The sequence below is a fragment of the Psychrobacter sp. genome (genome assembly GCF_030457785.1).
Lineage (GTDB): Bacteria > Pseudomonadota > Gammaproteobacteria > Pseudomonadales > Moraxellaceae > Psychrobacter.
The window spans coordinates 1-14,087 of sequence record NZ_JAKDUI010000045.1 but is presented as its reverse complement, the minus strand read 5'-3'; the positions used below and the strand labels follow the sequence as shown (position 1 = coordinate 14,087).

11 protein-coding genes are annotated in these 14,087 nt (G+C 44.0%); 4 read left to right on the top strand and 7 right to left on the bottom strand.

The annotated features are described in order from the left end of the window. Window positions 1-607: 607 nt before the first annotated feature. Window positions 608-763, top strand: a complete 156-nt coding sequence (locus L0J61_RS03840; RefSeq protein WP_301464997.1) for a DUF1328 domain-containing protein — start codon at window positions 608-610, stop codon at window positions 761-763. A 158-nt stretch (window positions 764-921) separates the two neighbouring features. On the opposite strand, the gene L0J61_RS03835 is transcribed toward L0J61_RS03840, so the two are convergent. The 5 genes from L0J61_RS03835 to L0J61_RS03815 form a co-directional block, all read right to left on the bottom strand. Continuing rightward, on the bottom strand, window positions 922-1,215 hold the full coding sequence (locus L0J61_RS03835) for a 4a-hydroxytetrahydrobiopterin dehydratase (RefSeq protein WP_301464996.1): 294 nt from the start codon (window positions 1,213-1,215) through the stop codon (window positions 922-924). Between the two features lie 70 nt (window positions 1,216-1,285). Then, a complete protein-coding gene (locus L0J61_RS03830) occupies window positions 1,286-1,579 on the bottom strand; it encodes a GNAT family N-acetyltransferase (RefSeq protein WP_301464995.1) in 294 nt (97 codons plus the stop codon). Between the two features lie 175 nt (window positions 1,580-1,754). Continuing rightward, complete coding sequence (locus L0J61_RS03825; RefSeq protein ID WP_301464994.1) at window positions 1,755-3,086, bottom strand: acyl-CoA desaturase; 1,332 nt, start codon at window positions 3,084-3,086, stop codon at window positions 1,755-1,757. A gap of 120 nt (window positions 3,087-3,206) precedes the next feature. Next, window positions 3,207-4,294, bottom strand: a protein-coding gene (locus tag L0J61_RS03820) for an IS3 family transposase (RefSeq protein ID WP_301464993.1) whose coding sequence is annotated in 2 segments (ribosomal slippage) — window positions 3,207-4,042 and window positions 4,042-4,294 — 1,089 coding nt in all. Because the reading frame shifts where the segments join, the coding sequence is not laid out codon by codon here. A 73-nt stretch (window positions 4,295-4,367) separates the two neighbouring features. Next, the gene (locus L0J61_RS03815; RefSeq protein ID WP_301464992.1) at window positions 4,368-5,540 is read right to left on the bottom strand and encodes a flavin reductase family protein; all 1,173 of its coding nucleotides are present in this window, start codon (window positions 5,538-5,540) and stop codon (window positions 4,368-4,370) included. A gap of 392 nt (window positions 5,541-5,932) precedes the next feature. Between L0J61_RS03815 and ettA the strand changes: the two genes are divergently transcribed. Further along, window positions 5,933-7,597, top strand: a complete 1,665-nt coding sequence (gene ettA / locus L0J61_RS03810) for an energy-dependent translational throttle protein EttA (RefSeq protein ID WP_301464991.1) — start codon at window positions 5,933-5,935, stop codon at window positions 7,595-7,597. Between the two features lie 161 nt (window positions 7,598-7,758). Here ettA and plsB read toward each other — a convergent pair whose 3' ends face one another. Next, a complete protein-coding gene (plsB, locus tag L0J61_RS03805) occupies window positions 7,759-10,485 on the bottom strand; it encodes a glycerol-3-phosphate 1-O-acyltransferase PlsB (RefSeq protein ID WP_301464990.1) in 2,727 nt (908 codons plus the stop codon). Window positions 10,486-10,728: 243 nt separating this feature from the next. On the opposite strand from plsB, the gene ybaK reads away from it, so the two are divergent. Next, window positions 10,729-11,217, top strand: coding sequence for a Cys-tRNA(Pro) deacylase (ybaK, locus tag L0J61_RS03800; RefSeq protein ID WP_301464989.1), 489 nt, complete (start codon window positions 10,729-10,731; stop codon window positions 11,215-11,217). Window positions 11,218-11,361: 144 nt separating this feature from the next. Beyond that, window positions 11,362-11,733, top strand: coding sequence for a 5-carboxymethyl-2-hydroxymuconate Delta-isomerase (locus L0J61_RS03795; protein ID WP_301464988.1), 372 nt, complete (start codon window positions 11,362-11,364; stop codon window positions 11,731-11,733). Window positions 11,734-11,919: 186 nt separating this feature from the next. Here the strand turns inward: L0J61_RS03795 and L0J61_RS03790 are convergent, their stop codons facing one another. Next, window positions 11,920-13,740 carry an acyl-CoA dehydrogenase C-terminal domain-containing protein gene (locus L0J61_RS03790; protein ID WP_301464987.1) on the bottom strand — a complete coding sequence of 607 codons (1,821 nt, stop codon included), beginning with the start codon at window positions 13,738-13,740 and terminating at the stop codon, window positions 11,920-11,922. Between the last annotated feature and the right edge of the window lie 347 nt (window positions 13,741-14,087).

Here is a 14,087-nt window from a genome sequence, read left to right as displayed (position 1 = left end):
TATGAGCATTACCTAAGAAACCCCTACCTCTAAGGTAGTGGGTAGTTCATCGAATTGTTTTTAAGCGGATGATTTGGCACAACTAAGGTTAAGCCAAACTGTTTATATAAGTCAGATATTTAACTGACTGCTGCCATCGTATTTAGCGTTTTTCTTTTATAAAGAACTATGTTCGAAAGTGATCATAATGAATAGGTGGTGTATCAGAAAGTATGCTGATTAGAATTTGAACAATTTTTAATGCTTCGAAAGGCTTGTAAAATCAGAGGATGGTGCATGAGTTTTTTCTTGACTTTGATCACCAGCATACTTTTTAGAACACCACCAATGAATAAAGGGTATTTGTTACTTACTGTTTATATCAGATTATATGATGAAAAGCAGAGTCAATAAAAAGTAACCCACCTTCTCTATACACAAGTCCTATAAATCCAGAAAAAAACACCAAACTGCTAATATTTAATACACACATTACATAACTTGCCGTTTTTTTTACTAAAGTGCACGTTTTTCAAAAATAAATATTGCTAATCTAGCGTTGTAAGCAGTACTAAAAGAAAAGAATGAAAATAATGAAAATAAAGATAAATACGAAAAGGAGAGCATTATGTTTCGTTGGGCTATTATTTTTGCGGTAATCGCATTGTTAGCAAGCCTCTTAGGTTTTGGCGGGGTCGCTGGACTATCTGCTAATCTGGCATATATTTTCTTAGCTGTCGCCGTCATTCTAATCATCGTCGCGTTCGTTAGCCGCAAAATGTAAGCAGTAGGCACTGAATGTTGAGCCAAAATCCATTATCAAACAAAAAAGTCCTCATAACATATGAGGACTTTTTATGGCTTACTTTTTATGGCCTTTTTTCTTAGAATTTCTATTCTCTTGGAGCTTTTATTCAACCATCAAAAATTATTGACGCATCGTTATAAGCGTTTAGGTTGAATGATATATTCCATACGTTTGGCTAGACGGATATCCAAGCTAGAAATGCCGCCGATATCGTGGTTGGTGAGGCGAACTTCTACCACATTGTAAGTATTGCGCCATTCGGGGTGATGCTCAAGTGATTCAGCATAAAAAGCAGCTTGGTTCATAAAGCTCATCGCCTCAATGAAGTCACTGAAGTGATAAGTTTTAATGATACTTTTACCGTCACGCTGCCAACCAGTTAACTCTTCTAACTGCAGGTCGACTTGTTCGTCAGATAAACTACTCATGTTAAAAACCTTTATTGTTATGTTGGTATGGTTTATTGAAAATAATACGGGCTGGCCAGCCATTAGTCAACTATAGTAAGTCTTTGTACTCAGGGTTTTTGCTGATGTAAGAGGATACAAAGGAACACTGAGGAACCACTTTTTTTTCCTGCTGACGTGCGAAGTCAAGCGCGTGCTTTACCAGCGCTGAGCCCAAACCGCGGCCGCCTAGTTGTTGCGGTACGACAGTGTGGTCGTATACCAATTCATTACCACGGTCTTGGTAACTGATATAACCTGTGTGGCTATCAATGGTGGTTTCAAAACGGTTTGCTGATTCGTTATGAGTGATATTTATAGGTTCTTCAAAAGTTTGAGTGTTCATGGCCGTTCTCCATTTTTTATAAGTATTTGTTCGTTTATCTAGCCAGTCGGGATTCACCACTGTTTGAGTCTATATTATAGTTTTTTCCAAAAAAATTGTAGCGCCCTAGAGTAAGAGTGGATAGGAAAAATGTTAATATTCTGAATAAACAGATTTTTTACCAGCAGTGCCCGCCCTAAAAGTAAAGTAAGGCTTGGCGCATAACGGGAGGAAGGTATTTACCTAGCCCGCGTATGATAGGCGCTTCTTTTTGTTCCTCCTTGGCGCCATGAGTTGTTTTGGTTTCTTGTATAGATTGCGATTGTAGATAACTCTGCCACTCCTCGGTGCTCGGTTTGCTGAAGTGATGAATTCTACCTATCACTTGTCGAAGTTGGCAGCCAAAACGCCCAGTATTGTAGGGCAGTTCATATTTCTTGCATATCGCCTGTACTTGTGGCGCGATGCGTGCGTAATGTCTGGCCGGCATATCGGGAAAGAGATGATGCTCGATTTGATGGGATAAATTCCCCGTCAAGATGTGGAAAAAGTTATTGCCCTTTATGTTGCTAGACCCAAGGATCTGGCGCACATACCAGTCGCCTTTACTTTCATTTGCATCAAGCTCGGTATAGATATGAGCCTGCTCCGTGAAGTGTCCGCAAAAAATAACCGCCCATGTCCATAGGTTACGGGCAGTATTGGCGGTGATATTACCACTCAATGTCGTCATGGCACTATGTCGTCCTAATAGCAGGCCTGCTGCGGTAGGCAGAGCAACGTAATCTTTGCCGATTTGCCTAGCAATTTTGGCAAATAGACCACGAGATTTAGGCTGCATGATCTCTGCTAACTGAGGGGAGTCAGCATACTCGTCGACACTAATTTGAATATCGTGGAAGGCAACTGCCCACTCAAACCCTAAGGCTAAAAACATCGTATTAAGCAGGTTGTAGCGATCGCTTGGTGTCCAAGGTTGCTCATCTGTTACACGAATCAGGTGATAGCCGACATCATGATCACGATTAACGATATTGGTGAAGGTGTGGTGCAAGTAATTATGTGAATGCTGCCAAAGTGGCGCAGGACAGACAATGTCCCAATCAAACGTTTGGCTGTTTAGATAGGGATGTTGCATCCAGTCATATTGCCCGTGCATGACATTATGACCAAGCTCCATGTTGTTTAAGATTTTGCTGAAGCTCAGTAGGGAAGTAGCCAGTAGCCAAGTTGCTACTAGGCTACGTTTCGATGACATGCGCCCAGCCGCTGCGAGTAAACTGCGTGAGACCATTTCGCTGTAGACCACTGTGGTATGTACACGTTGAATATAACGTGCATCATCACTGCCCAATGAGCTCATGACATTTTGGTACAGCGCATTTAACTCATCAGCCAAAGCGTCACTGCGAGATTTGGTTAGCTGGGCACCCGTCAATGTGGGATACAAACCTTGGTTGGACTGTGTTTCCGTGGTGTAAGCGAAACCAGTCCCTTGTGCTGTAAATATATATGGTAACAAGCGCATAAGTAAGTCCTTAATGTCTCTTAGGTATCTAATACTACGTCGGTTACAGCAACATTGATGCATGTTTGAATCGACTCGTAACGGTAATCCTCCCAATCATAAGACACTTATCAAATAGAATTAAGCTGCATGGTTTAGTTTCTGTATTGGCGTAAAGCCACCATTGCCCATATTAGGACGCTCATAATTATAGTGATACAACCAATCCTCTGCTTGCTGACGGACTTGGTCTAAATCCGTAAACAGCTCTTGGTTTAACCAATCATAACGCATCGTTCTATTATAGCGCTCAACATAAGCATTCTGCTGTGGATTGCCAGGCTCAATATAACTGATCAAGATACCTTGATTTACCGCCCAGTCTTTAAGCGCGTTGCTGATGTATTCAGGTCCATTATCACATCTTACCTGAACCGGCTTACCTCGATATTCAATTAACTGATTCAGACTGCGTATGACTCTTTGAGCGGGTAATGAGAAGTCAATCTCAACCGCTAAGGCTTCACGGTTGTAATCATCAATGACATTAAACAGTCTAAACCCTCGTCCATCAGTTAAGGCATCATGCATGAAGTCCATGCTCCAGCTTTGGTTTATCTTATCAGGTACAGCCAGTGGCACAGGTTTTACGCGCTTAATACGGCGGCGAGGTTTGATTCTAAGGTTAAGTTCAAGCTCACGGTAAATGCGATACACGCGCTTATGGTTGTATGGCAGTCCTAGTACATTACGTAAGGTTAAAAAGCATAATCCAAAGCCCCAGTTCTTATTCTGCTGCGTCAGATCTATTAGCAGGTCCGCTATCTGCTTATTCTCATCAGAGGCGACGGACTTGTGATAATAACAGGTGACGCTGATCTTAAAGATCAGGCATGCCCTACGGATACTGATGCCATGTTCTTTAATATAGTGACAAGCCATCTCTTTGCGCCTGAGTGGCGCTACCACTTTTTTGACATGGCATCCTGTAATATGTCGGATTTGAGACATTCATCGGCATACATCTTTTTTAAGCGAGCATTCTCAACTTCAAGCTCTTTTAAGCGACCGATAAGCGCAGCATCCATACCACCATATTTAGAGCGCCAGTTGTAGAAGGTGCTTTGTCCAATGTTATGCTCGCGACACAAGTCAGCGATAGGTACGCCTTGTTCTGCTTGTTTAAGAATATTAACGATTTGATTGTCAGTAAAACGTGTCTTTTTCATAGGATTCTCCTGCTAGTATATTTTAGCAGTTAATCTCTATTTCTAAGTGTTCTTATTTATTGGGGGGGATTACCTAACCATCGCTGCTGACCTTACCTGTTTGAATATTTTTTACCACGCCGCTGGCTTTGTTGCAGCGACATAGCTGACAGATTCCTTGTCTGCAGCCATAGTTGAGACGCATGCCAGCTTGTTCGGCACCCAACAACAAGGTTGTATTCGTGTCGAACTGCCTTTGCCGTGACCGCAAATAGATAGTGTGTTTTTCTACAGGTACTGTTTGATCAAATGTCTGATTGTCATCGATATTGAAGCCAGCCATGGCATTACCAAAGCTCTCTACTATGATGTTATCGCGCAGCTGCTTGTTTGTAGACAGAGTTATTTCTGCAGCGGCTTTATATAAGCCAGTCAACAATGTCTGCGATCCACAAGCAAATATTTGTGTATCTACTAGAGGTAAATTTAGCGACAGCAAACTTTCGGCACTCAAATGTCGCGTACCCGCCAAATAGCTATTGGGGTCTTCTGTATTGACCAAATGATAAGTAAAATTCGGATAACTATTTTTTAGTTGCTGCCAGTGTTGCAAAAAAGGCGTCCCTGCTAGTGGCATGCGACTGTAATACAGCAACGTGACAATACGATTTTGATGAGTTTGCTCTAAGGCTTGTGCGATAAGCCCCAACATGGGAGTGATACCACTGCCTCCTGCTATGAACAGTAGAGAAGATGGCGTAGTGATAGATTGTTTGCCTGACTGTGTATGTAGTTTTGACTGTTTAAGCGTGAACTCTCCACTTGGTAAACTGCTATCAAATATTGTACCGAGCTGGGCTTGCCGAACTAAGTAGTTTGAAACCAATCCTTGGGGCTTAATCGCGATAGTAACATGACGATGCTGCGTCGATTTATTCATGTGGTCGTCAGTCAGGGCGTTATTTTGCAGCTGAAGAGACTGCTCAGCCAATCCTATCAATGAATAATGACGCTGATGATGAACACCATCGATGATAACCGTTAACCCGATGTATTGTCCCCCATGCAAGCCTAGCCGTCGCTCAAATGTTTGACGATTAAAGGCGTAGTTGCTTTCGAATTGCAAAGCAACCAAGTCGTCATTCATTACCTGCCGTGCAATCAGCCTCAATTTGGGACTGGTCCATGACCAAAATGGATGTAAGTGTGAGCCGATAAGACCAATAAACGCACGTTGGATAATTTCAGGGCGATAGCCAGTGGCCATAAACGTATTACCTTTACTGTCATTTAATTTTTAGGTTCACGTGATTCAGAATAAGTTGTTTTGTTAAGGTATTCTAATATAATAAACGCTATTGATTAAATTTTAGAAAGGTTTGATGCTACTTTTTGTGGTCTTTATAAAACAGTTGTGAATCAAAATGTTAAACAACATAAGTCGAAAGTCTGTTTCGTTGCTGCTTTTCGGCAAAAAGCGTCATGCTCAATGACAAAAGCGGTAAAACAAACGCTAAAACAATCTGTTGGCTTGCAGGGTATGCGCCACAATGCGATAATGGCTTACAATGTGTAACCCTGATTTTGAGGCGTAGCGCGCTTGGCATCGTTGCTAAGCATGATTTGCTAGCCTCTTCTATGCAGTCTATCGGAGTGTGAATGGCTCAATATATCTACACGATGAACAACGTGTCAAAACTTGTTCCCCCTAAGCGCGAAATCTTGAAAAATATTAACCTGTCGTTTTTTCCTGGTGCCAAGATTGGCGTACTAGGTATCAATGGCGCTGGTAAGTCAACCTTGCTACGTATCATGGCAGGCGTCGATACTGAGTTTAGCGGTGAAGCACGTGCGCAGGCAGGTACCAAGGTCGGTTATCTACCGCAGGAGCCACAGCTTGATGACGACAAAGACGTCCGTGGCAATGTCGAAGACGGCATGCGCGAAGCATTAGATGCGTTGGCACGATTGGATGCCATCTATGCAGAATACGCTGAGCCTGATGCTGATTTTGATAAGCTTGCTGAAGAGCAGGGCAAAATGGAAGACATCATCCAAACCTGGGACGCGCATAACTTAAATACTCAGCTAGAAAAAGCCGCCGATGCACTACGTCTGCCGCCATGGGATGCTGACGTTAGCAAACTGTCTGGTGGTGAAAAACGTCGTGTGGCGCTATGCCGCTTGTTATTGTCACGTCCAGATATGCTGTTACTCGACGAGCCAACCAACCATTTGGATGCCGAATCTGTCGCGTGGCTAGAGCTGTTCTTGCAGAACTACAGCGGTACAATTGTGGCGATTACCCATGATCGTTACTTCTTAGATAACGTCGCCCAATGGATTTTGGAGCTTGACCGTGGTCATGGCTATCCATACGAAGGCAACTACACCGAGTGGCTAGAGCAAAAGAATACTCGTCTAGAGCAGCAAAACAAGCAAGAAGAGTCATTCGCCAAAGCCCTGAAAAAAGAGCTGGAATGGATTCGCAAAAATCAAAAAGGTCAACAGGCCAAGTCCAAGTCTCGTGTACAGCGCTTTGAAGAGCTAAACTCGCAAGAGTTCCAGAAGCGTAACGAAACTTCTGAGATTTATATTCCACCTGGTCCACGTTTGGGTAACAAGGTTATTGAGATCAATGACATCTCTAAATCATTCGGTGATCGCCTGCTTTATGAAAACCTAAGCTTCAATGTGCCAGCAGGTGCTATCGTTGGTATCGTCGGTCCAAATGGTGCAGGTAAAACCACACTGTTTAACATGATTACCGAGCGTGATACACCAGATACTGGTACAGTTGATTTGGGCGAAAGTGTCAAAGTTGCTTATGTCGGTCAGGTGCGTGATAACTTAGACGACAGTAAAACAGTTTGGGAAGAAGTGTCTGATGGCTTAGATGTCATTACTGTTGGTGACTATACCACGCCAAGCCGTGCCTATATTGGTCGCTTTAACTTTAAAGGCTCAGATCAGCAAAAGCATGTTGGTCAGTTATCAGGTGGTGAGCGAAACCGCTTGCAGCTAGCAAAGACCTTAAAGCAGGGTGCTAACGTATTGCTCCTTGATGAACCATCAAATGATCTAGATATCGAAACCTTGCGTGCACTAGAGGATGCGATTCAAGTATTTCCAGGTACAGTCATGGTCGTATCGCATGATCGCTGGTTCCTTGATCGTATTGCTACGCACATCTTGGCATTCGAAGAAGAAGGTCCTGTTTGGTTCGATGGCAACTACACTGAGTTTGAAGCCTATCGCAAAAAGACTCTAGGTGACGATGCTACTCCTAAGCGCATGAAGTACAAGAAAATTTCTAAAGCGTAAATGCATTTCTAGTTTTAGCGTTCAAGTTGTAAAATCTAAGCTATGAAATATAAGCCCGAAAATCTTGATAGTTTCTAATAATAAAAAAGACCTCTAGTTAGTTAGAGGTCTTTTTTTTGTATTTAATATGGCTGATTGTGCGAGTTGCTTTCGTGCGAAACCTAACGCTTACGCCCAAATTTGCGCTGTTTTTTATTACTAATCTCGGTAATCGCGTGCGTGATTTCAACGTCATCTAGACTAGCTACCTGCTGCAAAAGCTGCATCATATCAGGCGTCAGGACATATTTAGCATGATAGGCGATGTCATTAATACGATGATCAAAGGTCAATACCCCTGTTTCTTTGTCTTTATGCAGATAGTCTAAACGTCGCAATGCACTGATAAAGCTGGTAAACAGGGCGCGGTCAAAGAAGTCTGGAATGTCATCAGCATATAGCACAGACAAGCGTTGTCCAAGCAGGTGACACAAGTCAACGACTTCACTTTCAGTTAGATTGCCAGAGCCTTGCTGAGCTAATAGAGCAAGCGTCATAGAATAACGCTCAAGGCTTTGTGCTACCGGCGTCGCCAGCACTTGCAACTGCTGATAGCATTTGCTGTTGGATTCCGGCGCACTCAGGATACCATCGTTCAATTCCACGATCAGGCCATGAGATAGCAAGCTGTCGACGGTTTTGTTCAGTGTATCCGCTAGACCGTGTGCTGGATAATATAAGAATAGCTCGGTCTGTAAAAACGGATATAACTGCTCGGCAATACTATTTAGACGACTGCGTTCGATACGGCCGTTACGCGCGACTAACGCCGCCAAGAAAGACAGTAGGATAAAGACATGCAAGATGTTGTTGCGGAAGTAACTGAGCAACGCGGCTTGTTTGCCTGCAACCTGAATGATATCGCCTAAAATATGGGGCACTCGCTGGATGAGCTTGAGCTTGATGCCATAATCAATGATTTGCTGTGGGCTCATTGTAGTAATGACGGTATCGTCGGAGTAGGCTATCTGTGTGGCCAGTCTTTGATAGAGAGCGATTTGCTCACGGCAGATATCTTCGTCTAGTGCAGCTTTTGGCGCAGACAGTAGCACCAGTGACAACAGCGATACAGGCGTGACGACTGCTGCTTTGTTGATGTGCTGCATGACTTTTACGCCGATGTTATCGACCATGGCAGTGGTTTTATCATCGAGCGCTGTATCGGTACGATCCGCAGGCAGGCTATCGGCAGGCACATCGAATTTAGTCATAAAAGTGCTAAGATGTAGTGGTGTACCAAAGCTTAAATGCACAGTGCCAAAGATACGTTCAATTTTGCGACCAACTTTTAGCAAACCGACTAAAGATTCAGACTCTTTTGGTTTGCCTTTCAGCTCACCGACATAGGTACCACCCTCCATGATGCGTTCATAGCCGATGTACGTCGGTATGAATACCACAGGTTTATTGGTACGTCGCAACTGGCTGTGTACGGTCATTGCCAGCATACCCATCTTCGGTGGTAGCAAACGCCCTGAGCGTGAGCGACCGCCCTCAATAAAGTATTCGATAGGCGTGTTGCGCGTGATTAAGGTGTGCATATACTCACGCAGTACAGCAGTATAAAGAGCGTTGCCACGGAAGCTACGACGAATATAAAAGGCAACCGCCCCACGTAATAAAGGTCCTAATACTGGCACGTCTAAATTGTCACCAGCAGCTACGTAAGGGATGCTGAGCCCGCGTTTATAGATGACATAGGACAGCAATAGATAGTCGACATGACTGCGATGGCAAGGAACATAAACGAGTTCGTGGTCGGCGGCCAGATCACGTACGCGCTCGAAGTGATGGACTTCTACGCCGTCGTATAGCTGTGTCCATAGCCACGTTAGAAACTTATAAAAACCTCGAACGATAGAATGTGAGTAGTCGTTGACCATTTCATTAGCATAGCCTCTGGCGAGACTGCGTGCTTCGTTTACGGTCGTTCCTGAGGACTCGGCTTCGGCCTCTATCGCGTGTTTAATCGCAGGCGAGTACACCAACTTATCTACTAAGTTGCGTCGGTCCGACAAATCAGGGCCGAGCATACTGGCGCGCTGCTTACTCAGATAGACACTGAGCTGCTGCTGCAACATATTGACCAGTTCACGATTACTATCTGCGCCTGTTAGCAAAGCGTAATTAGGTGATTCGTCACCTGTGTTAGTATCGGCTTTATTATGCTGAGACTCAGGGTCAGACAGACTGTTATCTTCATTTTGCAGTTGCTCATGCATAATGGTATGCAAGTCTTGCGGAGGGTGGAATTGTACAAAGGTATCACGACCCATCACGCCAATATTAAATAACTGCTTGGTGATACTTGGGTCTTCCCAGTTATCAGCAGTAAGGAGTTTAAAGAGAGAGTCTTCTTTTTCTGGCGCACGCCCCCATAGGATAGAGACCGGCACTAGACGAACCTTTAGCTCGGGGTCTTGCAATACAGCAGAGACCAACCGTGACAGGCGCGGCGATAGCTGGCTGCCTTTAGCGTGTGGATGGTTTAAAAATATAATGGCGGCATTTTCTTTGATATTATGGGCAGGGTCATGCACCCCAACCAATGCAGGTGGCAGGTCGTGCTCTTGCGTCTGCAAGTCAATCAAAATACTATTAGAGCGTGAATAATCTTGCAGTACATAAAATATGAGTGTCTGATCGTCGGTATCGAACTCAGGAAGCTCACCCAGTAGCTGCGGTTTGACGGCGACATCAAGCATTTGGCCCGATAGCTTACGGTATAGCTGGCTGATCGGAGCATCAGCGTAAGGTGTCGGGGCGACCGGATTGTCGTCAGTTTTTGCAGGGCTTTCAGGGGTGACTGGGGCTTTAAAAATCCGTTTTTTTAAGAAATTTGGTATCATAATTAGTATCAAAAATAGTCAAATATGTTGTGCTTATGATGCCATAAAAGCCATCAAAGCGATATATCGGGAGAGTACATCCTGTGAATATTAATTCGCTTGAATATCAACTAGAGGTATAGAATAACCATTATCGCTATTTTTATCTGCGAATTTTATCTGTGAACGACTTTGCATCTGCGAGCTGCCTAATACAGTGACGGACTATTCGTAAACCTGATGACTAAAATGAGTTAAAACACCATGACCCCTGCTATCGAACTTGCCAAAAAACTCGGTATCGACTACCAAATACACGAATATACGCACGACAGTAATGCGCCTTCTTTTGGTTTAGAAGCGGCAGAAAAACTGGGCGTGGATGTTACACAAGTCTTTAAAACATTGGTGGTTTCAACGGAAGCTGGCAAGCTAGCCGTTGCTATTTTGCCGGTGGATAAATTATTGAACTTTAAAAAAATGGCCAAAGCGCTGTCTGCTCAGAAATTAATATCTTGCAAAAAAGTGCAAATGGCAGAGACTAAGTTGGTTGAGCGTAGTACCGGCTATGTACTCGGAGGCGTCAGTCCATTGGGGCAAAAAAAACGGTTAGCGACTATCATCGATAGTTCAGCAGAATCTCAACCTACGATTTATGTCAGTGGTGGTCGCCGAGGTCTGGAGATTGAGCTGCCACCAACACAACTCGCAAACACTCTTAATGCCCGTTTTGCAGCGATCACTGACGAATGACAGCCAGCAAAATTATAAAAGTTCTTAAGAAATAATCCTCTGCTATTTGTTTTATCGAGCCGATACATCGAAACATTGAAACATTATTTCATTACTCCACCAGCATCTACTCGTTTTACTTACCTACCTACTAAGGATGTTTTTATGCCGCATTTAACCCTTCAAACGACCCCAAACGTAAAGATTGAAGACGAAGCGTCGTTGCTTAAGTCTTTGAACCAATCACTGTGGGACAGTGGACACTTTGGCAAACCAACGGATATCAAAGCACGTGTCATACCGATTGAGAAGTTCTTGGTTGGTGTCGCAGACGGTGAATGTGCTAATGGCTTTATCTACGCACGTTTGAAAATAATGAGCGGTCGTGATTTGGCGATTCGGAACCAGTTGGCTGAGCTATTGGTCGCTACGATCGAGCGTGAGATAGGCACAGCACAGTCGGATCCAACACTTTTTCAGATATGCGTCGAAGTTGAGGAAATCAGCGAGGTGTACAATAAAAAAATGCTGGGTTAATTAAGATGTATTGAACGTTCAACACGCCTTAAATCTTAGTTCAGCTCATCGGTCTAATAAGCGAGCATAAAAAAGCGCCTATCATCTAATAGGCGCTTTTCTTATCAATCGTGGCTGAGTATTTTTACTACTTTACATGAAATTTTTTACGTGAACTTTTAATCTAGGCGCCTCAATCTAAGCCTCTCAATCTAAGAAAGAGAAGTTTTCGATAGCCATTGATGTCATGCTCTCGCTAGGTGCAACCATGGCTTCGGCGTGCCCAGAAGTACGTGGTAACAGCTTATCAAAGTAGAATTCGGCTGTCTGTATTTTAGCTTCGTAGAACTCTGGCGCCTCTGTACCGCCTTTTTCGAGCTTTTCGTGAGCAACAGCAGCCATACGCGCCCAGTGGTAACCCATCATCACGTAGCCTGAGTACATTAAAAAGTCTTCTGAGGCAGCTGAGATGATTTCACGATCTTTACGTGCCATTAGCATCAAACGTACGGTCAAGGTGTTCCACTCTGCACAGAGTTTGGTCAGTGCCCACACGAACTTGCGCATCTCTTTATCGAGTGCGTACTCGCCGCACCATTTCATAATGCTTGAAGTATAGTCTCGGATGATTTTACCTTTAGACTGTAAGATGACTTTGCGACCCAATAAATCGAGCGCCTGTACGCCAGTCGTACCTTCATATAGCGTTGCGATGCGTGCATCACGAGCGATCAGCTCCATGCCCCATTCTTTGATATAGCCGTGACCACCGTAGATTTGCTGACCATGCTTGGCGGCTTCGATACCGAGCTCAGTTAAAAAGCCTTTAATGATTGGTGTATAAAAGCCTAGCTTATCATCCCATTTTTCGAACTCTGCCTCATCATCGTTGGCAACACCTTGAGCCATTTTATCTGCATAGCGTGCTGAGTGATAAATCATTGAACGACCGCCTTCGGCAAAGGCTTTTTGGGTCAGTAGCATGCGGCGTACATCTGCATGATGAATGATGGCATCTGCGACTTTCTTTGGATCTTTCGTGCCTGATAAAGCACGCATAGAACGACGCTCTTTGGCATATGGTAGCGAGTTTTGGAAGGCCAGCTCTGTATGTGCTAGACCTTGAATACCAGTACCGATACGGGCAGTGTTCATAAAGGTGAACATTGCCTTGAGTCCCTTGTTTGGTTCGCCGATTAAGTAACCGACTGCACCATCAAAGTTTAGGACGCAGGTTGATGATGAGCTGATGCCCATTTTGTGTTCGATTGAGCCACAGGTCACTGTATTGCGCTCGCCTGATTCGCCTTCGCTATTTGGGATAAACTTCGGTACGACAAACAGTGAAATACCGCGAGTGCCTTCTGGAGCATCTGGTAGACGAGCTAGCGTAATGTGGACGATGTTGTCTGTTAAATCATGCTCACCGCTTGAGATAAAGATTTTGGTACCGCTTACTTTATAGCTGCCGTCTTGTTGTGGGACCGCTTTTGATTTAACTTGACCCAAGTCAGTACCACACTGTGGTTCAGTCAGACACATGGTGCCCGCCCAAGAGCCTTCTACCAGTTTGGGTAAATAGACTGATTTTTGTTCGTCGGAACCATACTGTAGTAGGGTGTTAATGCAACCAGTTGATAGGCCAGGGTACATCGCCCACGGCCAGTTGGCAGTGCCAATCATTTCGGCTTTAATCAGGTTGATCGACATTGGGAGGTTCATGCCACCATACTCTTCAGGGTATGAGATACCTTGCCAGCCGCCTTCTACGAACTGGTCATACGCCTCTTTGAAGCCTTTAGGTGTGGTGACTTCGCCATTTTCGAAATGACAGCCTTCAGCGTCGGCTGGTTGATAAAGAGGAGATAAAACGTCTTCCGAAAAGTCAGCCATGCCTTGCAAAATCATGTCGACGGTTTCTGGATCAGCGTTTTCACCGTTGTCTAGGCTTTTGTAATGTGTTTGGAAGTCAAACACGTCATTTATCAAGAACTTGATGTCACGTAATGGGGCTTTGTAAGTTAACATAATATTCGCTCTCTGTATTTGGTTCGCTACCATAGTTTTTATAGTACAGTATTCTGTATGCTGTCTATGTAAGCGATATTTACTTATTGTATAGCCAGTTCTCTACCACCAACTTGGATACAGCGTCAGCCTAGCTTCGCTTACTATAAATGTGTAGCGCTGTTACTCGGCTTTGCTATTTTAAAACGATGTTGAACTGACTATATGAAATAAAGGGTAGACGTCACTTTCGATTATCATGTGAGTGTGAGCGTATGGGAGCAGCTTGTTGATCGTGAGCATCACACCGCGGGCGTGGTGCTGTTATTTATAAAAGAAAGATAGCTGCTGTGGCATTTTCATCAGTA

What these genes read in the sequence shown, in the direction of transcription:
- L0J61_RS03825 (WP_301464994.1), bottom strand. Translation starts at nt 3,086, where the DNA reads ATGCGCTTGTTACCATATATATTTACAGCACAAGGGACTGGTTTCGCT.
- L0J61_RS03790 (WP_301464987.1), bottom strand. Translation starts at nt 13,740, where the DNA reads ATGTTAACTTACAAAGCCCCATTACGTGACATCAAGTTCTTGATAAAT.
- ybaK (WP_301464989.1), top strand. Translation starts at nt 10,729, where the DNA reads ATGACCCCTGCTATCGAACTTGCCAAAAAACTCGGTATCGACTACCAA.
- L0J61_RS03830 (WP_301464995.1), bottom strand. Translation starts at nt 1,579, where the DNA reads ATGAACACTCAAACTTTTGAAGAACCTATAAATATCACTCATAACGAA.
- ettA (WP_301464991.1), top strand. Translation starts at nt 5,933, where the DNA reads ATGGCTCAATATATCTACACGATGAACAACGTGTCAAAACTTGTTCCC.
- L0J61_RS03835 (WP_301464996.1), bottom strand. Translation starts at nt 1,215, where the DNA reads ATGAGTAGTTTATCTGACGAACAAGTCGACCTGCAGTTAGAAGAGTTA.
- L0J61_RS03840 (WP_301464997.1), top strand. Translation starts at nt 608, where the DNA reads ATGTTTCGTTGGGCTATTATTTTTGCGGTAATCGCATTGTTAGCAAGC.
- plsB (WP_301464990.1), bottom strand. Translation starts at nt 10,485, where the DNA reads ATGATACCAAATTTCTTAAAAAAACGGATTTTTAAAGCCCCAGTCACC.
- L0J61_RS03815 (WP_301464992.1), bottom strand. Translation starts at nt 5,540, where the DNA reads ATGGCCACTGGCTATCGCCCTGAAATTATCCAACGTGCGTTTATTGGT.
- L0J61_RS03795 (WP_301464988.1), top strand. Translation starts at nt 11,362, where the DNA reads ATGCCGCATTTAACCCTTCAAACGACCCCAAACGTAAAGATTGAAGAC.